Raw genomic sequence first — 24,792 nt, 5'->3', positions numbered from 1 at the left:
TCCCGATCGCGAGCTCATCCCGGCTGACATGCGAGCGACAACAATCATGACGACTCCATTGCCTGTCTTCCGCCTCCTCCTCGCCGTCGGCGCCGGACTGATCCTGACCGGCCTGCCCTCGCCCTCGCGCGCGCAGAACATCGTCCTCATGGTCAATGGCGATCCGATCACCGACTTCGACATCGAGCAGCGCTCCAAGCTCGACCAGCTCACGACGCAGAAGACGCCGTCCCGGCAGGACGTCATCAACGAGCTGATCGACGACAAGGTGAAGCTGAAGGAGGGCAAGAAGTACGGGGTCGATCCCGGAGTCTCCGACATCAACCAGTCCTACGAGGGCATGGCGCAGCGCATGCGCCTCACCCCAGATCAGCTCACCAAGTCACTGGAATCGAAAGGCGTCCGCCCCGAGACGCTGAAGGGACGCATGAAGTCCGAGATGGTCTGGACCAGCCTCGTGCGCGGCCGCTACAAGGAGCGCCTCCAGGTCGGCGAGCGCGACGTCGCGCAGGCCGTGCAAGCCCAGACCGGCGACAAGCTCCAGATCGAGGGCACCGAGTACAAGATGCAGCCGATCGTGCTGATCGTTCCGAAGGGATCGTCTTCGGCCTTCCAGGAGACCCGGATGAAGGAGGCCGAGCAATATCGCGCCCGCGTCGGCAGCTGCGAGGAGGCCAATTCGCTGTTCCGCTCGACCCCGAACGCCACCATCCGCGAGAGCGTGACCAAGACCACCGCGGAGCTGCCCGAGCCGCTGCGCAAGGTGCTCGACGACACTCCGATCGGCCATCTGACCGCGCCCGAGGTGACCAAGGCGGGCATCGAGATGGTGGTGCTGTGCTCGCGCAAACCGACCATGATCGACACGCCGAAGAAGCGCGAAGTCCGCGAGAAGATGTACCAGGAGAAGTACGAGAAGACCCAGAAGGCCTATCTCGAAGAGCTCCGCAAGGCGGCGATGATCGAATATCGCAACCGCTGATGGCCCAATCTTCCGTCGAGCTTCGCGCAAAGCCCCTCGCCCTGACCTTAGGTGAGCCCGCCGGCATCGGCCCCGACATCACCATTGCAGCCTGGCTCCGGCGCCGTGAGCTGAACCTGCCTGCCTTCTACCTGCTCGGCGACGAAGCTTTCATGGCCCGCCGCGCCAAGGCGCTGGGTGCCGATGTCAGGATCGCTGGCGTCGACGCGTGCGAGGCCGTCGCCGCCTTCGCCGACTCCCTGCCCGTGGTCGCGACCGGCGAGCCCGCGACCGCCGAGCCCGGCAGGCCCGATGCATCGAGCGCGTCGGCCGCCCTTGCCTCGATCCGCCAGGCGGTGATCGACGTCCGCGCAGGCCGCGCCGGTGCCGTCGTCACCAATCCGATCGCCAAGAGCGTGCTCTACCGCGCGGGCTTCCGCCATCCGGGCCACACCGAGTTCCTCGCCGAGCTCGCAGCCGTGGACGGCCGCGTGCCGCAGCCCGTGATGATGCTATGGTCGCCGCGGCTCGCGGTGGTGCCTGTGACCATCCACGTCTCCTTGCGCGATGCGCTGGGCCAGCTCACCAGCGAGCTGATCGTCTCGACCGTGGGCATCGTCGCGCGCGAGCTGAAATCCCGCTTCGGCATCGAGCGGCCCCGGATCGCAATCTCCGGCCTCAACCCGCATGCCGGCGAGGACGGCTCGCTCGGCCATGAGGAGCAGACGGTGATCGCGCCGGCGCTTAAGGTTCTGCGCAACGACGGCATCGAGGCCCGTGGGCCCTTGCCGGCCGATACCATGTTCCACGACGCCGCGCGCAGCTCCTATGATTGCGCGGTCTGCATGTATCACGACCAGGCGCTGATCCCGATCAAGACGGTCGCCTTCGACGATGCCGTCAACGTCACGCTCGGCCTGCCCTTCATCCGCACCTCGCCCGATCACGGCACCGCCTTCGACATCGCCGGCACCGGTAAGGCAAACCCTTCGAGCCTGATCGCCGCGCTGAAGCTCGCCGGCCGCATGGCGGCTTCGACACACGAATGAGCGCGATCGACGACCTCCCGCCGCTCCGCGAGGTCATTCGCCAGCACGCGCTGTCGGCGCGCAAATCGCTCGGTCAGAACTTTCTGCTCGACCTCAATCTCACCGCGCGTATCGCGCGCGCGGCAGCGCCGCTCGAGCACGCCACCATCGTCGAGATCGGCCCCGGCCCGGGCGGGCTGACGCGCGCGCTGCTCGCGCTCGGCGCCAAACGCGTCATCGCGATCGAGCATGACGAGCGCGCGATCCCGGCCCTGCAGGATATTTCCGCGCGCTATCCCGGCAGCCTCGAGATCGTGCATGGCGATGCCATGACCTTCGATCCGCGCCCGCTGCTTGGCGGAGAGCGCGCCAAAATCGTCGCCAATCTGCCCTACAACATCGCGACCCAGCTGCTGATCAACTGGCTCACGGTCGAGCCCTGGCCGCCCTGGTACGACATGATGGTCCTGATGTTTCAGCGCGAGGTCGGCGAGCGGATCGTCGCGCGCGAGGACGAGGAGGCCTATGGCCGGCTCGGCGTGCTTGCCAATTGGCGCTGCGAGACCAAGATCCTGTTCGACATTGCGCCATCGGCGTTCGTGCCGCCACCGAAGGTGACCTCCTCTGTCGTCCGTCTGGTGCCGCGCGCAGAGCCGCTGCCTTGCGACCGAAAGCTGCTCGAGCAGGTCGCGGCCAGCGCCTTCGGCCAGCGCCGGAAAATGCTGCGGCAAAGCCTGAAATCACTCGGCGTCGATCCCGCGCGGCTGGCGCAAGCGGCCGGCGTCGATGCGACGCGGCGCGCCGAGACCATCCCGATCTCGGGCTTTGTTGCCATGGCTCGCGAATTGGCCGATATACGCAGCGAGGCCGAGTAACAGGAATTTCGGAGGAAGGAATATGGCGTTGATGCGTCGGCAGTCGCTGGTCAAGTTCGATGCCCCCCTGTGCGAGACCATCGTCGAAACGCCAAAGCCAAAGGGACGTGAGGTGCTGGTGCGCATCGAGCGCTGCGGCCTCTGCCACTCCGATCTGCACATCCAGGACGGCTATGCCGATCTCGGCGGCGGCAAGAAGCTCGACACCACGCGCGGCATGACGCTGCCCTTCACGCTCGGCCACGAGATCGCCGGCGTCGTCGACGAAGTCGGCCCGGACGTGCCGGCGGACCTCGTCGGCGCGAAGAAGGCGGTGTTTCCGTGGATCGGCTGCGGCCAGTGCCACGACTGCGCCAATGGCGACGAGAACCTCTGTGCGAAACAGCGTTTCCTCGGCGTCTCCATCGACGGCGGTTTCGCCACGCACGTGCTGGTGCCCGACGCCAAATACCTGCTCGACTACGATCCGCTGCCCGTCAACCAGGCCGCCACGCTGATGTGCTCGGGCGTCACCGCCTATGGCGCCCTCAAGCGCCTGGTGGACCGTCCGCGCCAGCGCAACCTGCTCCTGATCGGCCTCGGCGGTGTCGGCATGATGGGCCTGTCGTTCGCGCAAGCGATGTTCAAGCAACCGATCACGGTGGCCGATCTCTCGTCGGCCGCGCGCGAGACCGCGCTGAAGAACGGCGCCGCCAACGCCTATGATCCGTCCGAGCCCGATGTGATCAAGCGTATCCTGAAGGAGACCGAAGGCGGTTTTGACGAGGTCGTCGATTTCGCCGGCAATGAGAAGTCGATGGCGTTTGCGGTCGCCGTTGCCGCGCGTGGCGGCAAGGTCGTGGTCTCCGGCCTGATGGGCGGCCAGTTCACGCTGCCAATGGTGCAATGGGTCTACAAGCGCCTCACCGTCGAGGGTTTTATGGTCGGCACGCTTGCCGAGGCGCACGAATTGATGGCGCTCGCCCGCGCCGGCAAGATCAAGCCGACGCCGATGCGCGAAGAGCCGATGGGCGATGTCCAGAAATGGATCGACGAGCTGCGCGCCGGCAAGGTGGTCGGCCGCATCGTGCTGAAGAATTGAAGCGCACGGCGGCCCGCCTCCGTCGCCGCCGCGCATTCGCTCGCGCAATCGACTCGGAATTGGCGCAAGGCCCGGTTCCGCATAGAGGAACCGGCATCCCGCGGACGATGGTTCTCGCCAGCGCCTGATCGCAGCCGGCATCGCGCTCGCGATCATCGCCGTGGTCAACAATCCCGGCTCGACGCTGAAGGTCAAGTCGGCTCGATCAACACCTCACTGAAGTAGCGCCGCCTCCACGGTCGCGCCACTTCATCCCTGCACGGAACGCCGAAGCGTGGCCTGCGTTGGCAGCGCATGTCCATTCGCAGCACCGTCGAGAGCGCATTCTTCATTGCCTGGAGCTATCTGGAGCAAACCGGCGAGCTCGGCCCTCCCGACGAGACCGCGAACTTTCTCCTCGACGCCATCGAAGCGCAGCTCAGGCGCGGCGAGCGCCGGCAGCTGATGCTCGCCAACAAGGCGATCGAGGCCTGGCGCGCGCATGCGAGCACAAGCCTTCAGTCACAGAAATCGCGCTTCGGGTAATGGGCGATGCCCTCGGACCCGCCGGCCCGGCGGCGTATGAGAGATAGGGGCCGGCGGTCGTCGGGCAAACGCGCACGGGGTACGGCGCTTTGCAACCTGAGGCTACGCCGATCCGCCCGCACGTTGTGTTCACTCCTGAACAGAGCTGACGGCATTGAGGGCAGTTCGCGCGGCCTCGCGCCTTCCGAATTTCCGCACTCCCGCCGTCCAATTTTCAACGCCCGGAAAGGCCTTGTGTACACTTTGGAACGGTCGGTTCCGCTGCGGAAACGTAGGCTTCTGGCCGGTGCCGATTCCCGGCCAGAGAAAACAAGTGACCGGCCGGCCCCAGAACGACCTCCTTCAACTGCTCAGCCGTCACGATTTCGAGCTGCTCGCGCCGCATCTCCAGCCGGTCGACATGGCCGCCGGTCACGTCCTGCATCACGCCGGCGACACCGTCACGGCGGTGCATTTTCCCTGCGGTCCGGCGCTGGTGTCGTACGCCGTGCCGGTCGAGGATGACCGCGAAGTCGAAAGCCTGCTGATCGGTCGCGAAGGCGCGGTGGGCATAGCCGGCGGGCGCAGCCCCCAGCTCGCCTATTCGCGCGTCGTCGTCAAACTCGGCGGCACGCTTCTCCGGCTGCCGCAGCGCGCGCTCGAGCAGGCGCAGCAAAGGTCGGCAGCGCTTTCCGACGTGCTGTCGCGCTATGCCGATGGCCAGTTCGCACAGCTGCTTCAGAGTGCCGCCTGCAACGCCGCGCATTCGATCGAGCAGCGCGCCGCCAAATGGATCATGTCCGCGCACGAGCATATCGGCGAGGCCGAGATTCCCCTCACCCACGAACAGCTCGCCGGCATGCTCGGCGTCTCCCGCAGCTATGCCAGCCGCGTCATCCAGATGTTCAAGGCAAGGCGGATCCTGGCAACCCGCCGCGGCGCCATCCTAATCCTCGACGCGCCGGCGCTCCAGGCTCGGGCCTGCGGTTGCAACGAAGCGGTGACGAGACATTTTGGTGAGGTGCTACGCGGGACCGCATCGGCTGACGGCTAGCCGCGTTCCGCGCGGAACATATTCCGGCACGCCGCATTGCCCGGCATGCCGCGGTATTTTTTTCACTTCGAGGGGCAACAGCCCTACACCGACACAACAGGCGAAACGCTGGCCAGCGACGAGGCGGCCTGGCGCGAAGCGGTTCGGCTCTCGCGCGACGTCGAGCACGCGCTCCGCCCCGGCGATAGCTGGACGCTCGGCGTCTACGACGGCAGCGAGCCGGTGTTCATGCTGGCGATGGTGACGCGGCGGTTTCGCTGACGTGCACGATCACGTCATATCCGGCATTGGAACGACGCGCGGCGTGTGCGCGTTTGTCCCTCGTGAAGTCACTGGCAACAGACGCATGGGTTAGACGACAACCGGCGGGGGATCGACAGAGGAGACACGCGCTTGATCACTCTCGGCAAGTGGTACGATCCCATCTCGGAACGCTGGATCGCGCCGCGTGAGCCCCGCCCTGAAGCCACCTCTTCCCGTGGAAGCGAAAACCACGTCCTCGAATTCGAGAGGACGATCGAAGTCCAGCGCATCTGGCGTGCTTTGGTCGATTGCTGCGCGCGTGACTGATCGTCTCGCGCGCGCCGGCGAAACGCACCGCCAGCCGCATTGTTGGGACGCTGCATGAACAATCCCACATCGCCCGCAAGATCATCGGCAAGATCATCAGCAAGCCCGGTCGCTACCGCGATCCGCTATCTCTCCATCGCCGTTGGCAGCGCCTGCCTGCTGCTGGCCGCGATCTGCTTCGCCATCGCTTGCCAGGTCTTCATCCAGACCGGCGTGTTCGCACAGTCCTACGCGATGGTCTGTCTCATCAGCGCAGCGCTGGGATGTCTGGCACTGACGCTGGCGCGGACATGGAAGTAACCCATAGCGGTCAAGGCCTCCACGAAACACTCGATTGAGTGTTCGATGAACCACCTGAACTCGACCGGAGCGTTCGACCATGACGGACCCGTTTGAACCGATCGGTTCTGGAGCGCGGCCGACGCTCAACCCACGCCTTTTCAGCTCGCATCGTCATACAACGCACTACCTCGCATGCGGGCCGGCCGACGGACCGTTGATGATCTTCCTCCACGGCTGGCCAAGCATCGGCTTGATGTGGCGCGCTCAGATGGATGCGTTCGCCGCCGATGGCTGGCACTGCGTGGCTCCCGATCTGCGCGGCTTCGGCGGCTCTTCCGCGCCCGCGGCCAATGACGCCTACGCTATCGAGGAAGTCGTGACGGACATGGCCGAACTCCATGACCACCTCGGCGGCAAGCCTGCGATCTGGGTTGGCCACGACTGGGGCTGCGTCGTGGTCGGTGAGCTGGTCGCGCATCAGCCCGGGCGCAGCCGTGGCGTCGTGCTGACTTCGCTTGCGTATCAACCCGACGGGCACGCCCTGCGCACCATCGTCCCGCTGGTCGACCGGACGATCTATCCGGCTGACCAATATCCGGATGGTCAATGGGACTACTACCGCTACTACACGACGCACTTCGAAGAGGCGGTCGCCGACCTCGATGCGGACCTCGCAGCATCGCTGGCGTCGATCTTTCGACCAGGCAACCCCGCCGGCATCGGCAAGGTTTCGCCGAATGCGATGTTCACGCGCAACGGCGGCCGCTTTGGCGCCGCGCATCGCGCCCCGCCGACGGAGCCTGATCCGGCGCTCTCGCCGCCGGCCGATTTCGACGTGCTGGTGCGCTCGTTCGAGGCTCACGGCTTCCGTCCATCCTGCGCATGGTACCTGAACGACGACGCCAACATCGCCTACGCTCGCAAGGCGCCCGATGGCGGCCGCCTGTCGCAGCCGGTGCTGTTCGTCAACGGCGACTTCGATCAGATCTGCAGCATCACCGGAAATCGGCAAGGTGAGCCGATGCGCGCGGCCTGCCCGGACCTGACCGTGACAAGTCTGCCCGCCGGGCATTGGCTGCCGCTGGAACGCAAGACGGAACTCATCGCGGCCATCAGGATCTGGCTCCGAAGCAAACAGCTCTGATGGCATCACGCCGCGACTTGCTATGGCCGCCTTAAATTCCGCGCCGTCATGACCGGCCTTGTCACGGCCGTCCAATGACGCCCCCGAGGGCTGCCGCACCGCTTTTCCCCAACGCACGCAACTGTTAGACTGACGGCATTATTTTGGGGAATTTTGATGCGCGCGAGTATTTTCAATCGCGTCTTGGGGCTGGCGACGCTGGTCGCAGCCTTGCTTGTCACCGCTATCGCACCGGCCTCGGCCGAGAAGCGCATTGCGCTCGTGGTCGGCAACTCCGCCTACAGGAACATCACGCCGCTCGACAATCCCTCGAAGGACGCGAGCCTGATGGCGGAGACGCTTGGGGCGCTGGGCTTCACGCTCGTCGGCGGACGCGCGCAGCTCGATCTCGACAAGGCCGCGATGGACATCGCGGTGCAGAGTTTTGGCCGGCAAGTGCAGGGCGCAGATGTCGCGCTGTTCTATTATGCCGGCCATGGCGTGCAGGTCGCCGGCTCCAACTATCTCGTGCCTGTTGGCGCCAACCCGACACGCGAGGCCGACGTCGATTTCCAGATGACCGACGTCAATCTCGTGCTGCGGCAGATGCAGGGTTCCGGCACGCGGCTCAACCTCGTCATCCTCGATGCCTGCCGCAACAACCCGTTTGGCTCGCGCGGCTTGCGCTCCTCCGACGGCGGCCTTGCGCAGATGCGCGCGCCCGAGGGCACGCTGATCTCTTACGCGACGCAGCCCGGCAATGTCGCGCAGGACGGCAGCGACGGCCACAGCCCCTACACCAAGGCGCTGGCCGCGACGGTGCGCACCGCCGGCCTCGACGTGTTCCAGACCTTCAACCAGGTCGGTCTTGCGGTGAAGCGCGCCACCGCGGGCGCACAGCAGCCCTGGGTATCGTCATCGCCGATCGACGGCACCTTCTACTTCGTGCCACCAACGCAAACCGCGCCGCCGCAGGTCGCGGCGATGCAGCCCGATCCGCTGCCGGCCGATCGCCTGCGCGCTGATCCCGACCGCGTCCCCTTGCGCGATGCCGCGCTGCTGAGCGAGCTCAACGAACGGCTCTACGAGCTCAATTTCGATCCTGATACGTCTGATGGACTGACCCGCGCGATCACGAAACTCCAGCAGCGGATTTCGATGGCGCCGACCGGGGAAGCCACCGAAGGCCTGCTGCTCCGGATGCGCAAGATGGAGGACCTGAGGCCCTGGGGCTCGATCGTCTACGGCCCCGACAGCAGCAAATGGGGCATCTCATGGAATCACGCCTCGCGGCGCGCGGCGGTGGCGGATGCGCGTGGCAATTGCGGTGGCGCGAAGTGCCCGATCGAGCTGTCCTTCTATGGCAAGAGCTGCGGCGCCTTCGCGATCTCGGACAAATCCTGGTCACTGGTCCAACGCGACAACGTGCAGCGGGCAAGAGACGCCGCGCTTGACGAATGCGGCAAGGCTGGCAAAGCTTGCCGAATTATCGGCTCCGTCTGTGCCGACGGCTCCGGCCGCTGACATTTTTCATTTGGGATTTTGCTCATGCTCCATGCCGTCCCGCGCGCGTGTGCGCTCGCCGCCCTCCTTACCGCCGCCCTCGCCTCGTCATCCGCGCACGCGCAGTCCGGCAGTGCCGGCGGCGCGATCGGCAATGACGAGAAGTCACTGTCCGGCTCGCGCCAAGGCTCCTCACCAGACCGCTCGGCCGAGCCCGCAGCGCCCGCCCGCCGGAGCAAGCCGGCCGCCGAGGAGCGCTCCTCGCCGCGGCGAAGCGGCAGCGGAGGTGGCGGCGGAAGTTTTGACGGCGCCTGGATCGTCACCAGCGTCGGCTGCGGCGGCTCGACCTCGGGCGCGGTGGTGGTGAGCTCGGGCCGGGTGATCGGCGAAGGCGTCACCGGCAGCGTGAGCGCGAACGGGACGGTCAACACCTCCGGCGCGGGCAATGGCACGACCTTCACGGGTGCCGGGCGCCTCTCGGGCCGCAGCGGGTCCGGAACCTGGCGCCGCTCCGACGGCTGCGGCGGAACATGGACCTCGGCCAAGCAATAGCGCGGGAAATCGCCTGATTCACGGCGGAACGAACGCCGGGCAGGCCCAATTCAGGCCACATCCTCTCCGGATTTGCGGCTCATTGCCACCCAAGTCTTTGATGACAAAGGGACGGTAAAGAGTTGCGTCATGCGTAACCGGGAGACCAGGATGGGCAACCGCACCGCAAAGTTCATATCCGCGCTGGTCGGCAGCATCATTGCCGGGGCGCCGCTGGCCGCCGTGTCGCAGAATGCGCCGAGCGCGGCCAGCACGGCGAGCGACTGTCTCGCCTCGCCAAAGGGCGCCGCGCCGCAGGGCCAGCACTGGTTCTATCGTCTCGATCGCACGACCAAGCGGAAATGCTGGTATCTGCGCGCCGAAGGCGCCAAGGCACCGCAAGCGACACAGGCGACAGCCGATGCGCGCAATACAGATCCCACGACGCCGTCCGCGGTGCAGAATGCGCGCGCCGAATACATCGCGCCGCAGACCGCCCCGAACGTGACCGCGCCGGCGCCGGCCGCGACAAGTGCGCCGCCGGTCCCGCAGCAACCGTCGAGCACGGACGCGGACAACGATGCGCAGCAGCCCGCCGTCGCCACGCGCTGGCCTGATGCGTCCGCAACGACCACGGCGCCCGCACCTGTCGCGGCAGCTACGCAGCCGAGTGCGAAGCCGGCGAAGCCCGCAGCTCCCGTGGCGCTCGCCGCGGCCGAAGCTCCCGCCGACAAGCAGGACGGCTCGCTGCAAATGCTGCTGCTCGTGATCGGCGGCGCGCTGGCGCTCGCAGGCCTCCTCGCCAGCGTCATCTATCGCTTCGCCGGCGGGCGCGTCCGCCTCCAGACAAGCGACCAGCGCCGCGGACATTGGGACGATTGGGACCCGCAGGATCTCGACGACAGCCGCGCGCCCTGGCTCAATGCCGCGCCGGCGGAGACGCCGCGCGCGCAGCCGCCGCAGCCCGTGGACTTCGACGCGGTACGTCCGCAAGACTCGCTTCCACAAGCCTCGCGTCCACAAGCCCCGCACATCGCGGCGTTCAGCGACGAGATCGGCCGGATCGCGGCACAGTCCCGCTCCCCCCACCTCGAGGCCGCGCAAGGCCTTGAGCATGACCTTGAGCAAGATCTCGACCAAGGCCTCGACGAGGCCGACATCTTCAACGGCGAGTTCGAGATCGAGACGTCAGCACCGCGGCTCGCGGCCAATGATGCTCACGACGAGGAATTTGTCGAAGACGCGTCCGCCGGGCACGACGAAGACGATCGCGAGAAAGACGTGGAGAGCGAGGACGCCGTCGACATCGACGTCGTCACGGCGATGCTGGAAAAGCTGGCCCAGCAAGGGCCGCGGCTGTCGCAGTCCGAGCTTAACCCTGAAGCTGTCCTTGTAGACCTCGCACGAAGCCCACGAGCCCAATCCGCCGCTCGCGCTTGAGACGCTCGGCCTTCAGGATCGACTGCACTTCGGCGAAGGCTTCGTCCACATCGTGGTTGATCACGATGTAGTCGTACTCGGCCCAGTGGCTCATCTCGTGGCTGGCGCGGCTCATGCGCTTGCGGATCACCTCGTCGGAATCCTGCGCGCGCGAATGCAGCCGCTTCTCGAGATCGGCCGCCGACGGCGGCAGGATGAAGACGCTGACGACGTCGGCGCGCGCTTTCTCGCGCAGCTGCTGGGTGCCCTGCCAGTCGATGTCGAACAGTACGTCCTGCCCGGCCGACAGCGCAGCCTCGACGGGCGCGCGCGGCGTGCCGTAGCTGTTGTCGAACACGGTCGCCCATTCCAGCAGTTCGTCGCCCTTCACCATCGCGTCGAACCTGGGCTTATCGACGAACAGATAGTCGCGGCCGTCGACCTCGCCCGGCCGCATCGAACGCGTGGTGGCGGAGACCGACATCCGCAGGCCCGGCATGCGGTCGATCAGCATGCGCGACAGCGTCGTCTTGCCCGCGCCCGAGGGCGAGGACAGCACGAACATCAATCCGCGCCGCTCGACACCGTCAGTGTGACCGCCCGTCGTCATCGATCACTCCAGATTCTGGACCTGTTCGCGGAACTGCTCGACCACGTTCTTCATGGCGAGCCCCGTATTGGTCAGCTCGATGTCGTTCGACTTCGAGCAGCAGGTGTTGACCTCGCGGTGAAACTCCTGCGCCAGGAAATCGAGCTTGCGGCCGATCGGACCGCCCTTGCCGATCAGCTCGCGCGCCTGGGCGATATGCGAGGCGATGCGGTCGAGCTCCTCGCGGATGTCGGCCCTGGTGGCGATCAGGATCGCCTCCTGCATCAGGCGGTCGGAATCGAAACGGTCGGACGTGTCGAGCAGGCTGGCGATCTGCTCGGCGAGCCGCGCCTTGATCGCCTCCGGCTTGCGGCCGGGCGCAGCCTCGGCGCGTTTGGCCAGCTGCTCGACCTCGTCCACGCGCTGGGTCAGGATCTGGCCAAGCGAGGTGCCCTCGCGCTTGCGCATCGCGACGAGTTCGTCGAGCGCCTTGTCGAAGGCCTCTGCTGCGGCGAGACGCGCGGCCTTGTCCTCCTCCTCGTCGCCCTCGGGTTCGGCGACCTCGATGACGCCCTTGATCGCCAGAAGCCCGTCGATGCTGGGCGCGACCGCGTCGACCTTGCCGGAGATGGCGGCGGCAGCCTTGAGCACGGCGTTGAGCACGTCCTCGTTGACGCGGACGGAGGCTGCCGCATTGGCACGCTTGACCGTGAGATTGGCATAGACGGTGCCGCGCGAAAGGAGCTCGCCGGCGCGCTTCTTGGCGTGGGCCTCGAGCTCGTCGAAGCCCTGCGGCAGCCGCACCCGAAGGTCAAAGCCCTTGGCGTTGACCGACTTCAACTCCCATTCGAACGTATACGGCCCGCTCGCGCCGTGGCTTCGAGCAAAGCCGGTCATGGACGACAGCGCCATCAGGTCAAATTCTCCGGAAACGAAAGGATTCGCGAGGCATCAAGCCACGCGAATCTTAAGACTATTTTGCAGGAAAGTGGAATCCGCAAAGTCCCGTAGGCAGGCCTGCATCTGGATTCCTGTTTTGACGCGTTTTCTTCACGCGAACCGGCATCCACTTCGCTGGAAAACGCTTTACCGCTGGATCACCGGCGGCGTCGGCTGCACCGCACCCTGGCGGGCGGGCGCAGGACCCGCCGGGCGCGCGGCCGGCGGCTTCTTCTGCTGATTGGGCCGGGCCGGCGCGGTCGCGGTCGGCGCATCGGCGGCAGCAGGCGCGGCCGCAGCGGGCGCCTGCGCGTCGTCCGCGGGCTCGACCGTGTCGTTCTGGATCTGCTTCTCCATCGCGCGGAGCTTCGCGACGTTCTTCTGGTGCGCGTCGTAGGTCTCGGTGAAAGCGTGCCCGCCGGTGCCGTCGGCGACGAAATAGAGGTCGCGGGTGCGGGCCGGATTGGCGGCGGCCTCCAGCGAGGCGCGGCCGGGGTTGGAGATCGGGCCCGGCGGCAGGCCCTCGATCACATAGGTGTTGTAGGGCGACGGCTGCGTGATCTCGCTGCGCTTGATCGGACGTCCGAGCGTACCCTTGCCGCCGACGAGACCGTAGATGATGGTCGGATCGGACTGCAGCTTGATCTTCTGCCGCAGACGGTTGGCGAACACGGCGGCGACGCGGCTCCGCTCGTCCGGCTTGCCGGTTTCCTTCTCCACGATCGAGGCGAGCGTCACCAGCTGCTCCGGCGTCTTGACCGGAACGTCCTGGCTGCGGCGTTCCCAGATCTCCGCGAGCACGCGCTTGTGCGCCTGCTGCATGCGCTGGATCACCTGATCGCGCGGGGTCCCGCGCGGGAACTTGTAGGTCTCGGGCAACAGCGTGCCCTCACGCGGCAGCTCCCGCACGCTGCCGGTGAAGATGTCGTTCTCGGACAGCCGCGCCACGATCTGCTCGGACGTCAGGCCTTCCGGGATCGTCACGGAATGCTGCACCACCTTGCCTTCGACGATGGTGCCGATGACGTCACGCAAGCTCGCGTTCTTCTGGAACGAATATTCACCCGGCTTGAGATCCGAGCTCGCCTTCAGCGCGGCGACGCTGGCGATGAAGATCCAGGGATTGACGTCGGTGACGCCCTCCTTGTTCAGCGTCTCCGCGATGTCGCGCTTGCCGGCGCGCTGCGGGATGTTGACGATCTTGTCTTCCTTCAGCGGGCCCGGGGCCTCGAGCACCTGCCGGCCGTAATAATAGACCGCGCCCGCACCGATCATGGAGATCAGCAGCAGCGTGATGATGGCATTACCGACGATCACGAAGGGGTTGCGTGCCCGATCCGATCGCTTCGGCGGCGGCGGGAGCTGCTCCGGCTCAAGCGCTGCCCGCGGGCTCCGGGGCGAAATGGGCGGCCTTTCACTCATCGAAGCAACCTGAATCCTGCCGGTTCAATCGCGGCCTGACAATCATTTGCCCTGCCAAATGCACGCGCCCACTTCGATAACTATCGCCGAATACGGCAAAACGGTGGATTCGTCTCAAAAGCAAGCTAACTGGCCAAACGCCGGACGACGACCGACGCATTGGTACCGCCAAAACCAAAAGAATTCGACAATGCCACGTTGACCTCGCGCTTCTTCGCGACGTGAGGCACGAGATCGATCGCCGTCTCGACCGACGGATTGTCCAGATTGATCGTCGGCGGCACGACATTATCGCGAATCGCGAGAATGGCGAAGATCGCCTCGATCGCACCGGCCGCGCCGAGCAGATGCCCGGTCGATGATTTGGTCGAGGACATCGCGACCTTGGAGGCGGCGTTGCCAAGCAGGCGTTCGACCGCACCGAGCTCGATCTCGTCGCCGAGCGGTGTCGAGGTGCCGTGCGCGTTGATGTAGTCGAGATCGGAGGCCGTCAGCCCGGCGCGCTTGAGCGCGGCCGACATGCTGCGGAAACCGCCATCGCCATCGGGCGACGGCGACGTAATGTGATAGGCATCACCCGACAGACCGTAGCCGATCACCTCGGCATAGATCCTGGCGCCGCGGCGCTGGGCGTGTTCGAGCTCCTCGAGCACCAGGACACCGGCGCCCTCGCCCATGACGAACCCGTCGCGGTCCTTGTCGTAGGGACGCGAGGCCTTCTCGGGCGTCTCGTTGAAGCCGGTCGAGAGCGCACGCGCGGCGTTGAAGCCGGCAATGCCGATGCGGCTGATCGGTGACTCCGCGCCGCCGGCGACCATGACGTCGGCATCGCCAAGCGCGATCAGGCGCGCAGCATCGCCGACCGCATGCGCGCCGGTCGAGCAGGCCGTCACCACCGAATGGTTCGGGCCCTTCAGGCCATGAGCGATCGAGACGTAGCCGGAGGCGAGATTGATCAGGCGGCCCGGAATGAAGAACGGCGATACCCGGCGCGGTCCGCGCTCCTTGAGCAGGATCGCGGTGTCGGCGATGCCGGTGAGGCCGCCGATGCCGGAACCGATCATGGTGCCGGTCGCGCACTTGTCCTCTTCGGTCTCGGGATGCCAGTCGGCATCGTCGAGCGCCTGGCCGGCTGCGGCCATGGCGAAGATGATGAAGTCGTCGACCTTGCGCTGGTCCTTCGGCTCCATCCACTTGTCGGGATTGAAGGTGTCGTTGCTGCCATCGCCGCGCACGACGGTGCAGGCGTATCTGGTCTGAAGATCGGAGACGTCGAAGCTCTCGATCTTGCGCGCACCGCTTTCGCCGTTGAGGATGCGTTTCCAGGTCGGCTCGACGCCGCAGCCGAGTGGCGACACCATACCAAGACCAGTGACGACAACCCGCCTCATATCCGAAAACTCCGCATCGAAAGATTCACGGCCAATAACAAGAAACCGGCTGGCCGCTGCGAAGCGGCCCGTCCGGTTTCAATGTTGTCCCCGCGAAAATGAAGAGCCTTAGCTCTTCGCGTTCTTCTCGAGAAACTTCGTGGCGTCGCCGACGGTGAGAATCGTCTCGGCGGCGTCATCCGGAATCTCGCACCCGAATTCCTCTTCGAACGCCATCACCAGCTCGACGGTGTCCAGACTGTCGGCGCCGAGGTCGTCGATGAAGCTCGCTGCGTCGACGACCTTCTCGGGTTCAACACCAAGGTGTTCGACCACGATCTTCTTAACCCGCTCGCCAATGTCACTCATTGCATAACCTCGTGTTGTTCCCTGTAGACCCGACCCCCCGGGACGATACGAGCCGTCGTGGTCGTGTTACTTGCCTTTGCTTACGTACTTTGATTTGGCCCCATCCAAACCGATGCAGGGCCCGGCGAACGACGGCCAAGGCACCCCATCGCCAATATACAGGGTTTCAAAAACCTGCAATGGCGTTCTTTGCCCATCCGTTGAAGGTCCGGTTATCATACTTCAACTGCCTTGACTACAAGCCTCATTTCGCTCCGGAAACGGCCGTTTGCCGCATCCCGCACCGCCCAAGTGGACAGTCACGTGGGCAGTGCGGAATGAGGGCTTCAGATCATGGCCATGCCGCCGTTGACGTGGATGGTCTGGCCGGTCACGTAGGCTGCTTCGTTCGAGCTGAGGTAGACCGCCGCCGCCGCGATGTCCTCGGGCGTCCCCAGACGGTTGGCCGGAACCTTGCTCAGAATCGTCTCGCGCTGCTTGTCGTTGAGCGCGTCCGTCATCGGCGTCTTGATGAAGCCGGGCGCGATGCAGTTCGCGGTGACGCCGCGCTTGGCGTATTCGGCCCCTAACGTCTTGATCATGCCGATCAGGCCCGCCTTCGACGCGGTGTAATTACCCTGCCCGGGATTGCCGGTGACGCCGACCACCGAGGTGATGGCGATGATGCGGCCGAAGCGCTTGCGCATCATCAGTTTGGTGGCGGCGCGCGCCAGGCGGAAGGTCGAGGTCAGGTTGATGTTGATGACCTCCTCCCAGTCCTCGTCCCGAAGCTGCACGAACAGATTGTCACGGGTGATGCCGGCATTGGCGACGAGGATGTCGACCTGTCCCATCGCAGCTTCCGCCGCGGGCACCAGCGCCTCGACCTCGTCGGCCTTGGAGAGATTGCAGGGCAGCACATGGGTGCGCTCGCCAAGCTTGCCGGCCAGCTCATCCAGCACCTCTTTCCGCGTCCCTGATATCGAAACGGTGGCACCCTGCGCATGCAGCGCCTGCGCGATCGCGCCGCCGATGCCGCCGGTCGCACCGGTGACGAGCGCCTTTTTGCCAGTCAGATCGAACATCAAAAACTCCTCCAAAGCACGATCCGGAAAAGTGTGCAGCGGTTTTCCGGAAAGATCGTGCGTAAACTTAAGCCTGCTTCGCAGCGGCCAATGCATCCTTGGCGGCGGCAATGTCGTTGGGACCGCCGACCGACACGCCGACGGCGCCGTCCGCAATGCGCTTGACGAGTCCGCTCAGCACCTTGCCCGCGCCAATCTCGAAGAAACGGGTGACGCCCTGCCCTGCCATATAGGCAACCGACTCGCGCCAGCGAACCGTGCCGGTGACCTGGTCGACCAGGCGGCGGCGGATCTCGTCGGGATCGGTGATGGCGCTCGCCAGCACGTTCGACACCAGCGGCGCTGCCGGCGCCTTGATCGTGACCTTCGCCAGCGCCTCGGCCATCGCGTCGGCCGCGGGCTGCATCAGCTTGCAATGGAACGGTGCGGACACCGGCAGCAGCATCGCGCGTTTGGCGCCCTTGGTCTTGGCGATCTCGACCGCGCGGTCGACCGCGGCCTTGTCGCCGGAGACGACAACCTGGCCGCCGCCATTGTCGTTCGCGGCCTGGCAGACTTGCCCCTGCGCCGCCTCGTTGGCGACGGCCATGGCGGCCTCGTAGTCGAGGCCGAGCAGCGCGGCCATCGCGCCGGCGCCGACCGGGACGGCCTTCTGCATGGCGAGACCGCGAGTCCGAAGCAGCCGTGCGGTATCGGACACCGTCAGGCTGCCGGCGGCAGCCAGCGCCGAATATTCACCGAGCGAGTGGCCGGCGACGAAGGCAGCATCCCGCCCCACGGAAAAACCGGCTTCGGCTTCCAGCACGCGCAGGGTCGCCACAGATACCGCCATGAGGGCTGGCTGGGCGTTCTCAGTGAGCTGGAGGGTTTCGGCCGGGCCATCCCAGATGGTCGCCGTCAGCTTCTCGGAAAGCGCGGCATCGACCTCGTCGAACACGGCGCGCGCCACCGGGAAGGCGTCGGCCAGGGCCTTGCCCATGCCGACTGCCTGGGAACCCTGCCCAGGAAATGTGAATGCAGCCGTCATCGGCGCTCCCTGCTTGTCCAGCACGACCCCTGCGAGAAACCGGGCAGCCGATTACGCACGGCCTTGGGCCATGGTTCCGGATCGTGCTTCAAAGGGGGCCGTAGACACCGTCAGGGCAGGCACTGTCAAGCCACGATGGGAACCCTGGTGAGCCTTCAACCGAGGTTCGGCCTGTTAAAAACCGCCTGCCTTCTGATCCGCCCCGACCTCGGCGCCGGCCTGCGCGCGGCGCGCGCTGCTGGCCAATTGGCCCGGCCGATCGTCGCCGTTCGGCTTGGCGGTCGCGAGACGAAGCACCGCCGCGTAGCTCGGCTGCACCTCCATGCGACCGGCATGCCGGCTCTCGCTGAGCAGGCGGTGCACCTTGGGCAGATTGTAGCAGGGCACGTAGAACAACAGATGATGCTCGAGGTGGTAGTTCACGTAATACGGCGCGATGAACAGACGCTCGAAAAAATTCGCGTGCGTGGTGCGGGTGTTGCGCAGGGGATCGTTGCTGTCGGGGACAACGGCGTGCTCGGCGATGTTGCGGATGCGGGTGATCACCATCATCCAGGTGAGCAGCGGCACCAGCCATAGCAGCGGATAGGCCCACCACACGCCGGCCGCCGCGCACGCAGCGAACATGATCGCATTGACCACGCATTGCGGGCCGAGTTTCTCCCAGAAATGCGCGGCACGCTGGCGCCACGGCCAGTCCTTCGGCCCGAGGGCGTTGAGCAATTGCGCCTTGCGCTGCTGGTAGCCGGTCTGCCCGGTGATATCGCGGATGAACTTGCGGCGATAGCTCAGTTGCGTGATCGGAAACGGCGCCGACAGCACGAGATCGGGATCGTCCTCCTGCTGGGTGCGCGCATGATGCTGAAGGTGATAGCGGCGATAGCTGCGCGTCTCCGCAAACAGAGGATAGGCGCAGAACCACTGGCTCAAAGCGAGATTGGTCTTCTCGTCGGCAGACAGGCAGCCATGGGCACCGTCATGCATGAGGATCGCAAGGCCGAGCTGACGCGAGCCGATGATGGCGACGGCGACAACATAGGTGACCGGATTGGGCCACCACGCGACCAGCGCGATCGCGCCAATGATGAGCGCCCAGGCGTGGGCGATCATCGCAACGCCCTTCCATGTCACGCGCCGGCGCACGTCGGCGAGTTGATCGTCGGTCAGGAAATCGCGGGCACGCATGCGAAGCGCGGTCATGGCCTAGCCCTCCTCATTCGAATTGCCGGATGTGTCGTCGACGAGACGCAGGCGCGCGGCATCCCCCGTAACCTTCGCCTGCTCGCCGAGCACGCGCAGCATCTCCGCGCACAGGGCCTCGGGCGAACGGCCCATCGCGTAGCCTTCGAGGATGACACCGATGGCAATGGCCCAGAACCGCCGCGAGCTTTCGTCGGGCGCGCGGAGGGAGCGCCAGCCATGCCGTGCGACCTGGCTCGCATAGGCGCGCGTACCCTCGCTATGCAGTCGCTCGATCGTGCGTTCGACCAGCGGCGCAAGATCCTGACGCCGCCGCGTCAATGTCAGGGCTTCAGCGAAGAAGGCGATCGAATCGCTCGCCGTCACGGTTTCGGCCAGCGCGTGGGTGTATTCTGGGGGTGTGCGCGCCTTCAGCGCGGCCTGCTCGGTCGCGCGCGCCAGATACAGCAGGTCGCGGCAGGCGCATTCCACGAACAGCGCCTCCTTGGTGCGGAAGTAATAGGTGATCTGGCTCGGAAATGCGTCCGCCGCAGCGGCGATGTCGGTGATCGAGGCGCCGGAAAGTCCCCGCTCGCGGAACAGCGGGCTCGCCGCATCCAGCAGCAGCGACCGCATCTTGCGACCGGCCGAGCGCGTCGCCCGCGCCGCATGCTTGGGGTCGCCTGCCGCATCTGATGGTGCATGGGCAGATTTGTCTGCCATTGGATCCTCTCGCTCGCTTATTTGTATGCTATACAAACAAATAAATCAAGCGCTGTGGTATCTGGAGATGGCCCGCCCGGCGGGACCGCAACCATCCGGGTCGGAAGTAAGGCCGCCAACCTTGCAAAGCCGGCCAAAATCCGTATAAGGCGCGCATCCGCAGACCCCGGCCGGGAGCTGAACGGACGGTCTCAACAAATCATTCGTGATTTTGGTGTGGCAGGGCCAGTCGGCCCGTCGTCCCGTGTTTCCGCCTTCTGAGCTTAATCCCAGAGTCCTTTCCGAAGGCCTCTTAAGGGCTTGACGCCGGGCGATGCGCCAACAAGGAAAGGACCATCATGGCTCTCTATGAGCATGTTTTCCTCGCGCGCCAGGACGCGAGCCCGCAGCAGGTCGAAGAGCTGACTGCGCAGATGACCGGCATCGTCGAGGGTCTCGGCGGCAAGGTCACCAAGACCGAGAACTGGGGCGTTCGCTCCCTCACCTACCGCATGAACAAGAACCGCAAGGCGCACTTCGTGCTGCTCAACATCGACGCGCCCTCGGCGGCGATCGCCGAGATCGAGCGCCAGGAGCGCATCAGCGAGGACGTGATCCGCTATCTCAGCGTCCGCGTCGAAGAACTCGAGGAAGGCCCGTCCGCGATGATGCGCAAGGCCGATCGCGATCGCGAGCGTGATGATCGTGGCGGCGGCTTCCGCGGTGAGCGCGAAGGCGGCTTCCGTGGCGACCGCGACGGTGGCTTCCGCGGTGACCGCGGCCCGCGCCGTCCGCGCGACGAAGCTGAATCCACGGATGGGGAGTAAGATCAATGGCTGAAGCTGGTGCACGCCGTCCGTTTTTCCGTCGTCGCAAGAGCTGCCCGTTCACGGGCGCCAATGCTCCGAAGATCGACTACAAGGACTCCAAGCTGCTGATGCGTTACGTCTCCGAGCGCGGCAAGATCGTGCCGAGCCGCATCACCGCGGTGTCTGCGAAGAAGCAGCGTGAGCTCGCCCGCGCCATCAAGCGCGCGCGGTTCCTGGGCCTCCTGCCCTACGTCATTCGCTGATACGACCTATTCGACCGGCGGCCTCGAGCCGCCGGTCGCGACTTTTCTGAACTCATAAGGCTTCCGGGTCGTCCGGTCGCCGATGGTTGGGGCGAGACGCCTCTAACCGCTCGAAGGGAGCGGGACAGCTGATGATGGCATTTGCACTGATCGCCCTGATCGCCGGCGCTGCGTCGGCCCTGATGTTCGCCTCGATCGTGTCGGGCGCGCTGATCTCGCTCGTCCTGTTCTATCTCGCGCCGCTGCCGCTGATGGTCGCCGCGATCGGCTGGGGCCCGCTGTGCGCGAGCATCGGCGGGATCGCCGCCGCGGCCGGCCTCGGCGCCCTGTTCGGCCTGCCCTACTGCATCGCCTTTGCCGTCACCGTCGCGCTGCCGGCCTGGTGGCTCGGCCATCTCGTGCTGCTCAGCCGGCGCGTCGGGCCTGCTGCGCCGGAGGGCGCGACCGAGCCGGCGGCGGAGCCCGAGCTCGAATGGTACCCGGTCGGCCGCATCCTTTTGTGGATCGCGGGCTTCGCCGCGCTGACCACGATCGCCGTCCTGCTCACGCTCGGGACCGACGCCGACACCATCATCGGCACGCTCAAGCGCGGCCTGATGCGCCTGCTCCGTGCCACCGATCCGCAAGCCTCGGGCGAAGCCGACCAGTTCGTCGATGCGCTGGTGCGCGTGGCGCCCGCCGCGGCCACCATCGTGGCGATGATGACGCTGACGCTCAATCTCTGGCTCAGCGCCAAGGTGACGGCGACGTCGGGCCGGCTGCACCGTCCCTGGCCGGACATGAAGACGGCGGAGCTGCCGCCGATGACGCTGGTGGCGCTCTGCATTGCCCTTGCCTTCTGCTTCACCGGCGGGCTGCTCGCGATCGTCGCGCAGATCGCCACGGCGGCGCTGATGATGGGTTACGCGCTCACCGGCTTTGCCGTGCTGCATACGCTGACACTGGCCCTGAAGAGCCGCACCTTCTGGCTCGGTTCGGCCTACGCCGTCGTCGTGGTGTTCGGCTGGCCCGTCATCGCGATGGTGATCCTCGGCCTTGCGGACGCCGTGTTCGGCTTTCGCGAGCGCTTCCTGCGGACGCGGCAGCCACCGCCGCTGCCGACCCCTTGAGTTCAAGTCCGAAAATCCAACCCACCAACACTACAAAGGAGAACGAATATGGAAGTCATTTTGCTGGAACGCGTAAACAAGCTCGGCCAGATGGGCGAAGTCGTGAAGGTTCGCGACGGCTACGCCCGCAATTTCCTGCTCAAGCGCGGCAAGGCGCTGCGCGCCACCGCCGACAACAAGGCCAAGTACGAGGGCATGAAGGCCGATCTCGAGGCCCGCAACCTCGCCTCCAAGGCCGAGGCCGCCAAGGTCGCCGAGAAGATCGAGGGCAAGAACATCATCGTGATCCGCCAGGCCTCGGAGGCCGGCCAGCTGTTCGGCTCGGTCAACGTGCGTGACATCGTCCTGGCGTTCGAAGCCGACGGCATCTCGCTGGCCCGCCCGCAGGTGCAGCTCGACGCACCGATCAAGACCATCGGCAAGCGCTCCATCACCGTCGCCGTCCATCCCGAGGTCGAAGTCGAGATCACCGTCACGGTGGCGCGCAGCCAGGACGAGGCCGAGCGCATCAACCGCGGCGAGGACATCTCGACCCGCAACGAGGACCGGGATGCTGCCGCCGAGGCGATCGCCGCCGCCGGCGAGTTCTTCGATCCGGAAGCCCAGCACGACGAGGTCGAGCCGGCCCCGGCTGCGGAAGAGAAGTAAGCCTCGCATTCATGTGCGAAGCGAAGCCCGGTCGCCTCAGGCGGCCGGGCTTTTCGTTTGGGCGGCGACATCTTCGCTCAGCATCGCGATCGAGGCGAGCGCCGTGGCCGTGTGCTTCTCCACACCGTCGCGGACGCAGAACACATCGGCCGCGACCACCGCGACCTGACGCCCCGGCTTGATCACCCTGGCGCGGCAGATCAGTTTGTCGCCGACCGCGGGCGAGAGCAGATTGAGCTTGTACTCCGCCGTCAGCGCCGCCTGGCCGCGCGACGTCGCAGCGGCAATCGTCGTGGCGTTGTCGACCAGAAAGGCGGTGACGCCGCCGTGGAAGAAGCCGTGCTGCTGCAACAGCTCCGGCCGGCGCTCGACTGCGATCGTGCAGGTGCCGCGCGCCAAATCCGAGAGCTCGGCGCCAACCAGATTCATGAACCCCTGGCGGCCGACATTGGCGTGGATGCGCTCGGCGATCGGCTCAAAGTCGGGATCTGCTTCGGTTCGCATGGCACCTCTCCTTATGGCTTGTTGATGCGGTCTGGCGGCACCAGGGCGCGGATGGCGCAGGCGATCAGCGTGTCGGCCTCAACGCGCGGATCGGCGCGGTCGCGCCCCGAGAGGAACGCGCGGCAAAAAATCTGCGCGGGACCGATCAGCTGGCTGACGAACATCACCGGCGCCATCGGCAGCAATGCACCATCGGCGACCAGCGGCGCGCGCCAGCGCTCGATACCGTCGGCAAGCCGCGCATTCTGCGCGCGCTGGGCATCGCGCATGTCCTCGCCCCACTCGCTGCGCGAGATCTCGAACAGGTAGCGCGCCTCGCGGCGGCTCGTGACCACCCAGTCCAGATGCGCCCGGATCAGGCGATCGATGCCCTGCTCTGCATCGGGGACAGGATCCAGCGCGGCCAGCACGGCGGCGTGATAATGCCTGAGCACATTGAGGAACAGCGCGCCCGCGAGCTCCTTCTTCGATCCGAACACATGAAAGAAGCTGCCGTTGGAGGCCCGTGCCCGGGTGCGGATCGCCGCGACCGTCGCGGCCTCGAAGCCGACGCGGTCGAACACGGCAAGCCCCGCCGCCAGCAGATCGTCACGCACGCTCGTCGTCACGGGAACCTCCTAGAGTAACACTCTAGAGTGTTACTCTAATTGAGGTCAAGACGACGCTGAGGCCACGATGGGCGCGGCCTCAGCAAGTCGATCTGGGAATGTCGAGTGTTACCGCGAGATCGGCGGCGCGGGCGGTCCGGAGGACTCCGCCGGCGCCGCAGCGGTCGGGGCCGGCGCGGCTTCCTGCGGTTTGGGCGCGGGGGCCGGCTCCAAGCGGGCGGCGGGCGCAGCCGGCTTGGGAGCCGCCTCTTCCACCGGCTTAGACGCCGCGGCCGCCGGCGGAGCCGGCGTCACCTGCGGCACCGGATCGGGCCGCAGCGCCGGAGCATCGCTGCTGCGCGGCTCGACCTTGGCGCTCTCAGGCTTCGTTTCAGAAGGTTTGGTTTCAGCAGGCTTCTCTGCCGGTTTGGCCTCGGGCTCGACCTTCACACTCTCAGGCCTGGACTCGCCCTTCTTGTCGTCAATGGCCGGCGCGTTGGCATCGACCTTCGGTGCGTCCTCGGTGCCGGGCCTGGCGCGACGCTTGCCTTTGCGTCCCTCAGGAGTGGCCTGTCCCTCCGGCTTTGCACCTTCCTCGCTCGGCCGGGCCGCGCGCTTCTGGCGGCCTTCAGCAGGCGGCGCTGCGCCCTCGGCGTCCGGCTTGGCGGCGTCCTGCGAACGCTGGCGGCGGCCCTGATGCTCCGGCGACTGGCCAGGTGCGGTGTTCGCTTCCCTGTCCCTGGCGCCGTCCTTCTTGCCGTCCTTGGCCTGGTAGCGGGTGTCGGTGGCCCCGTTGGAGACGAGATAGGAGGCGAGGATGCCCGCCATGTCCGAGCTCGTGGTGTAGTGCTGGCGCAAAAATCCCGGCAGCGAGCCCGGCGCCACGGTCTTCAACAGGCCGCGCGGGCTCTTGTGGCATGCATTGCAGGTCTGCGCGAAAATCTGGGATGGGCTTTTGCCGGCCTCGAGGTTCGTCGCCTGCGCAAGAACGGTATCGGCGGAGCCGAAGCCGATCAGAAGCAATACCGTCGCGAGGCTGAGCGCTCGGCTCGACATTCCCGTCATCTCCATTGAATTTCCGCGAATTGCAGCCGGCATCGGCGCGGCGGGTCACCTTTTAGCGGATTGAGCCGCGAATGGAAGCAGCCTCCACGCGCAAGGATGTGATTAAGCGCTTTTGGAATATCGGCCGTGATCACAGCGCAATAGCGCGACCGGAACACCCTCCCCAGATTTAGATGCAAACGCATAGGAACCAGAGTGGGACCTGGGCGTCGGAT

At 66.0% G+C, this 24,792-nt stretch carries 29 protein-coding genes and 1 pseudogene; 18 read left to right on the top strand and 12 right to left on the bottom strand.

Annotated features, from left to right (window positions below; genetic code table 11):
* Window positions 1–46: 46 nt before the first annotated feature.
* The 14 genes and pseudogenes from HYH08_RS02305 to HYH08_RS02245 all read left to right on the top strand — a co-directional run bounded on the left by HYH08_RS02305 (window position 47) and on the right by HYH08_RS02245 (window position 10,952).
* Window positions 47–982 (top strand): SurA N-terminal domain-containing protein, encoded by a 936-nt coding sequence (locus tag HYH08_RS02305; RefSeq protein WP_220008112.1) that lies wholly within the window; start codon window positions 47–49, stop codon window positions 980–982.
* A complete protein-coding gene (gene pdxA / locus HYH08_RS02300; RefSeq protein ID WP_220008111.1) occupies window positions 982–2,010 on the top strand; it encodes a 4-hydroxythreonine-4-phosphate dehydrogenase PdxA in 1,029 nt (342 codons plus the stop codon). The genes HYH08_RS02305 and pdxA overlap by 1 nt, the downstream gene beginning before the upstream one ends.
* Window positions 2,007–2,864 carry a 16S rRNA (adenine(1518)-N(6)/adenine(1519)-N(6))-dimethyltransferase RsmA gene (gene rsmA / locus HYH08_RS02295; RefSeq protein ID WP_220008110.1) on the top strand — a complete coding sequence of 286 codons (858 nt, stop codon included), beginning with the start codon at window positions 2,007–2,009 and terminating at the stop codon, window positions 2,862–2,864. The genes pdxA and rsmA overlap by 4 nt, the downstream gene beginning before the upstream one ends.
* A 22-nt stretch (window positions 2,865–2,886) precedes the next feature.
* On the top strand, window positions 2,887–3,945 hold the full coding sequence (locus HYH08_RS02290; protein ID WP_220008109.1) for an alcohol dehydrogenase: 1,059 nt from the start codon (window positions 2,887–2,889) through the stop codon (window positions 3,943–3,945).
* 124 nt (window positions 3,946–4,069) lie between these two features.
* Window positions 4,070–4,170, top strand: a pseudogene (locus HYH08_RS37770) (Flp family type IVb pilin); the annotation flags it as partial.
* Window positions 4,171–4,239: 69 nt separating this feature from the next.
* Window positions 4,240–4,470, top strand: coding sequence for a hypothetical protein (locus HYH08_RS02285; protein ID WP_220008108.1), 231 nt, complete (start codon window positions 4,240–4,242; stop codon window positions 4,468–4,470).
* Between the two features lie 313 nt (window positions 4,471–4,783).
* Complete coding sequence (locus HYH08_RS02280) at window positions 4,784–5,503, top strand: Crp/Fnr family transcriptional regulator (protein ID WP_220008107.1); 720 nt, start codon at window positions 4,784–4,786, stop codon at window positions 5,501–5,503.
* A 45-nt stretch (window positions 5,504–5,548) separates the two neighbouring features.
* Entirely contained in the window at window positions 5,549–5,764 is a 216-nt protein-coding gene (locus HYH08_RS02275; protein ID WP_220008106.1) for a DUF6894 family protein, read from the top strand.
* Between the two features lie 132 nt (window positions 5,765–5,896).
* A complete protein-coding gene (locus tag HYH08_RS02270; RefSeq protein WP_220008105.1) occupies window positions 5,897–6,073 on the top strand; it encodes a hypothetical protein in 177 nt (58 codons plus the stop codon).
* Between the two features lie 54 nt (window positions 6,074–6,127).
* Window positions 6,128–6,373: a hypothetical protein gene (locus tag HYH08_RS02265; protein ID WP_220008104.1), complete on the top strand. Its 246-nt coding sequence runs from the start codon at window positions 6,128–6,130 to the stop codon at window positions 6,371–6,373.
* Window positions 6,374–6,452: 79 nt separating this feature from the next.
* The gene (locus tag HYH08_RS02260; protein WP_220008103.1) at window positions 6,453–7,499 is read left to right on the top strand and encodes an alpha/beta fold hydrolase; all 1,047 of its coding nucleotides are present in this window, start codon (window positions 6,453–6,455) and stop codon (window positions 7,497–7,499) included.
* Window positions 7,500–7,655: 156 nt separating this feature from the next.
* Window positions 7,656–9,002, top strand: a complete 1,347-nt coding sequence (locus HYH08_RS02255; RefSeq protein ID WP_220008102.1) for a caspase family protein — start codon at window positions 7,656–7,658, stop codon at window positions 9,000–9,002.
* Window positions 9,003–9,026: 24 nt separating this feature from the next.
* On the top strand, window positions 9,027–9,533 hold the full coding sequence (locus HYH08_RS02250) for a hypothetical protein (protein ID WP_220008101.1): 507 nt from the start codon (window positions 9,027–9,029) through the stop codon (window positions 9,531–9,533).
* A gap of 129 nt (window positions 9,534–9,662) precedes the next feature.
* Entirely contained in the window at window positions 9,663–10,952 is a 1,290-nt protein-coding gene (locus HYH08_RS02245; RefSeq protein WP_228747461.1) for a hypothetical protein, read from the top strand.
* On the opposite strand, the gene gmk is transcribed toward HYH08_RS02245, so the two are convergent.
* From gmk to HYH08_RS02200, 9 genes are all read right to left on the bottom strand, one after another.
* The gene (gmk, locus tag HYH08_RS02240) at window positions 10,885–11,541 is read right to left on the bottom strand and encodes a guanylate kinase (protein ID WP_220008100.1); all 657 of its coding nucleotides are present in this window, start codon (window positions 11,539–11,541) and stop codon (window positions 10,885–10,887) included. The genes HYH08_RS02245 and gmk overlap by 68 nt on opposite strands.
* A 3-nt stretch (window positions 11,542–11,544) precedes the next feature.
* On the bottom strand, window positions 11,545–12,432 hold the full coding sequence (locus HYH08_RS02235) for a YicC/YloC family endoribonuclease (RefSeq protein WP_220008099.1): 888 nt from the start codon (window positions 12,430–12,432) through the stop codon (window positions 11,545–11,547).
* 174 nt (window positions 12,433–12,606) lie between these two features.
* A complete protein-coding gene (gene mltG, locus HYH08_RS02230) occupies window positions 12,607–13,881 on the bottom strand; it encodes an endolytic transglycosylase MltG (RefSeq protein ID WP_220008098.1) in 1,275 nt (424 codons plus the stop codon).
* A gap of 125 nt (window positions 13,882–14,006) precedes the next feature.
* On the bottom strand, window positions 14,007–15,272 hold the full coding sequence (gene fabF / locus HYH08_RS02225) for a beta-ketoacyl-ACP synthase II (RefSeq protein WP_220008097.1): 1,266 nt from the start codon (window positions 15,270–15,272) through the stop codon (window positions 14,007–14,009).
* A 108-nt stretch (window positions 15,273–15,380) separates the two neighbouring features.
* Entirely contained in the window at window positions 15,381–15,620 is a 240-nt protein-coding gene (locus HYH08_RS02220; RefSeq protein ID WP_008130699.1) for an acyl carrier protein, read from the bottom strand.
* 326 nt (window positions 15,621–15,946) lie between these two features.
* Entirely contained in the window at window positions 15,947–16,684 is a 738-nt protein-coding gene (fabG, locus tag HYH08_RS02215) for a 3-oxoacyl-[acyl-carrier-protein] reductase (RefSeq protein ID WP_220008096.1), read from the bottom strand.
* Window positions 16,685–16,751: 67 nt separating this feature from the next.
* Entirely contained in the window at window positions 16,752–17,711 is a 960-nt protein-coding gene (gene fabD / locus HYH08_RS02210; protein WP_220008095.1) for an ACP S-malonyltransferase, read from the bottom strand.
* Window positions 17,712–17,885: 174 nt separating this feature from the next.
* The gene (locus tag HYH08_RS02205) at window positions 17,886–18,911 is read right to left on the bottom strand and encodes a fatty acid desaturase family protein (protein WP_220008094.1); all 1,026 of its coding nucleotides are present in this window, start codon (window positions 18,909–18,911) and stop codon (window positions 17,886–17,888) included.
* A gap of 3 nt (window positions 18,912–18,914) precedes the next feature.
* A complete protein-coding gene (locus HYH08_RS02200; RefSeq protein WP_220008093.1) occupies window positions 18,915–19,613 on the bottom strand; it encodes a TetR/AcrR family transcriptional regulator C-terminal domain-containing protein in 699 nt (232 codons plus the stop codon).
* Window positions 19,614–19,951: 338 nt separating this feature from the next.
* On the opposite strand from HYH08_RS02200, the gene rpsF reads away from it, so the two are divergent.
* The 4 genes from rpsF to rplI all read left to right on the top strand — a co-directional run bounded on the left by rpsF (window position 19,952) and on the right by rplI (window position 22,421).
* Entirely contained in the window at window positions 19,952–20,419 is a 468-nt protein-coding gene (gene rpsF / locus HYH08_RS02195) for a 30S ribosomal protein S6 (RefSeq protein ID WP_220008092.1), read from the top strand.
* Between the two features lie 5 nt (window positions 20,420–20,424).
* Window positions 20,425–20,664 carry a 30S ribosomal protein S18 gene (gene rpsR / locus HYH08_RS02190; protein WP_007592020.1) on the top strand — a complete coding sequence of 80 codons (240 nt, stop codon included), beginning with the start codon at window positions 20,425–20,427 and terminating at the stop codon, window positions 20,662–20,664.
* A gap of 131 nt (window positions 20,665–20,795) precedes the next feature.
* Window positions 20,796–21,773: a YybS family protein gene (locus tag HYH08_RS02185; RefSeq protein ID WP_220008091.1), complete on the top strand. Its 978-nt coding sequence runs from the start codon at window positions 20,796–20,798 to the stop codon at window positions 21,771–21,773.
* Between the two features lie 48 nt (window positions 21,774–21,821).
* Entirely contained in the window at window positions 21,822–22,421 is a 600-nt protein-coding gene (gene rplI / locus HYH08_RS02180; RefSeq protein ID WP_220008090.1) for a 50S ribosomal protein L9, read from the top strand.
* Window positions 22,422–22,457: 36 nt separating this feature from the next.
* Here rplI and HYH08_RS02175 read toward each other — a convergent pair whose 3' ends face one another.
* From HYH08_RS02175 to HYH08_RS02165, 3 genes are all read right to left on the bottom strand, one after another.
* The gene (locus HYH08_RS02175) at window positions 22,458–22,925 is read right to left on the bottom strand and encodes a PaaI family thioesterase (RefSeq protein WP_220008089.1); all 468 of its coding nucleotides are present in this window, start codon (window positions 22,923–22,925) and stop codon (window positions 22,458–22,460) included.
* A gap of 11 nt (window positions 22,926–22,936) precedes the next feature.
* Window positions 22,937–23,533 (bottom strand): TetR/AcrR family transcriptional regulator, encoded by a 597-nt coding sequence (locus tag HYH08_RS02170; RefSeq protein ID WP_220008088.1) that lies wholly within the window; start codon window positions 23,531–23,533, stop codon window positions 22,937–22,939.
* Window positions 23,534–23,641: 108 nt separating this feature from the next.
* Window positions 23,642–24,568 (bottom strand): hypothetical protein, encoded by a 927-nt coding sequence (locus tag HYH08_RS02165; RefSeq protein ID WP_220008087.1) that lies wholly within the window; start codon window positions 24,566–24,568, stop codon window positions 23,642–23,644.
* Between the last annotated feature and the right edge of the window lie 224 nt (window positions 24,569–24,792).

It is taken from the genome of Bradyrhizobium sp. BR 10289 (genome assembly GCF_019455385.1).
In the GTDB taxonomy this organism is placed as follows: domain Bacteria; phylum Pseudomonadota; class Alphaproteobacteria; order Rhizobiales; family Xanthobacteraceae; genus Bradyrhizobium.
Note: the sequence above shows the minus strand (reverse complement) of the source record. Positions and strands in the feature narration are given on the sequence as shown.

Coding starts and splice junctions, on each gene's coding strand:
- HYH08_RS02305 (WP_220008112.1), top strand. CDS start 47: ATGACGACTCCATTGCCTGTCTTCCGCCTCCTCCTCGCCGTCGGCGCC.
- pdxA (WP_220008111.1), top strand. CDS start 982: ATGGCCCAATCTTCCGTCGAGCTTCGCGCAAAGCCCCTCGCCCTGACC.
- rsmA (WP_220008110.1), top strand. CDS start 2,007: ATGAGCGCGATCGACGACCTCCCGCCGCTCCGCGAGGTCATTCGCCAG.
- HYH08_RS02290 (WP_220008109.1), top strand. CDS start 2,887: ATGGCGTTGATGCGTCGGCAGTCGCTGGTCAAGTTCGATGCCCCCCTG.
- HYH08_RS02285 (WP_220008108.1), top strand. CDS start 4,240: ATGTCCATTCGCAGCACCGTCGAGAGCGCATTCTTCATTGCCTGGAGC.
- HYH08_RS02275 (WP_220008106.1), top strand. CDS start 5,549: ATGCCGCGGTATTTTTTTCACTTCGAGGGGCAACAGCCCTACACCGAC.
- HYH08_RS02265 (WP_220008104.1), top strand. CDS start 6,128: ATGAACAATCCCACATCGCCCGCAAGATCATCGGCAAGATCATCAGCA.
- HYH08_RS02260 (WP_220008103.1), top strand. CDS start 6,453: ATGACGGACCCGTTTGAACCGATCGGTTCTGGAGCGCGGCCGACGCTC.
- HYH08_RS02255 (WP_220008102.1), top strand. CDS start 7,656: ATGCGCGCGAGTATTTTCAATCGCGTCTTGGGGCTGGCGACGCTGGTC.
- HYH08_RS02250 (WP_220008101.1), top strand. CDS start 9,027: ATGCTCCATGCCGTCCCGCGCGCGTGTGCGCTCGCCGCCCTCCTTACC.
- HYH08_RS02245 (WP_228747461.1), top strand. CDS start 9,663: ATGCGTAACCGGGAGACCAGGATGGGCAACCGCACCGCAAAGTTCATA.
- gmk (WP_220008100.1), bottom strand. CDS start 11,541: ATGACGACGGGCGGTCACACTGACGGTGTCGAGCGGCGCGGATTGATG.
- HYH08_RS02235 (WP_220008099.1), bottom strand. CDS start 12,432: ATGGCGCTGTCGTCCATGACCGGCTTTGCTCGAAGCCACGGCGCGAGC.
- mltG (WP_220008098.1), bottom strand. CDS start 13,881: ATGAGTGAAAGGCCGCCCATTTCGCCCCGGAGCCCGCGGGCAGCGCTT.
- fabF (WP_220008097.1), bottom strand. CDS start 15,272: ATGAGGCGGGTTGTCGTCACTGGTCTTGGTATGGTGTCGCCACTCGGC.
- HYH08_RS02220 (WP_008130699.1), bottom strand. CDS start 15,620: ATGAGTGACATTGGCGAGCGGGTTAAGAAGATCGTGGTCGAACACCTT.
- fabG (WP_220008096.1), bottom strand. CDS start 16,684: ATGTTCGATCTGACTGGCAAAAAGGCGCTCGTCACCGGTGCGACCGGC.
- fabD (WP_220008095.1), bottom strand. CDS start 17,711: ATGACGGCTGCATTCACATTTCCTGGGCAGGGTTCCCAGGCAGTCGGC.
- HYH08_RS02205 (WP_220008094.1), bottom strand. CDS start 18,911: ATGACCGCGCTTCGCATGCGTGCCCGCGATTTCCTGACCGACGATCAA.
- HYH08_RS02200 (WP_220008093.1), bottom strand. CDS start 19,613: ATGGCAGACAAATCTGCCCATGCACCATCAGATGCGGCAGGCGACCCC.
- rpsF (WP_220008092.1), top strand. CDS start 19,952: ATGGCTCTCTATGAGCATGTTTTCCTCGCGCGCCAGGACGCGAGCCCG.
- rpsR (WP_007592020.1), top strand. CDS start 20,425: ATGGCTGAAGCTGGTGCACGCCGTCCGTTTTTCCGTCGTCGCAAGAGC.
- HYH08_RS02185 (WP_220008091.1), top strand. CDS start 20,796: ATGATGGCATTTGCACTGATCGCCCTGATCGCCGGCGCTGCGTCGGCC.
- rplI (WP_220008090.1), top strand. CDS start 21,822: ATGGAAGTCATTTTGCTGGAACGCGTAAACAAGCTCGGCCAGATGGGC.
- HYH08_RS02175 (WP_220008089.1), bottom strand. CDS start 22,925: ATGCGAACCGAAGCAGATCCCGACTTTGAGCCGATCGCCGAGCGCATC.
- HYH08_RS02165 (WP_220008087.1), bottom strand. CDS start 24,568: ATGTCGAGCCGAGCGCTCAGCCTCGCGACGGTATTGCTTCTGATCGGC.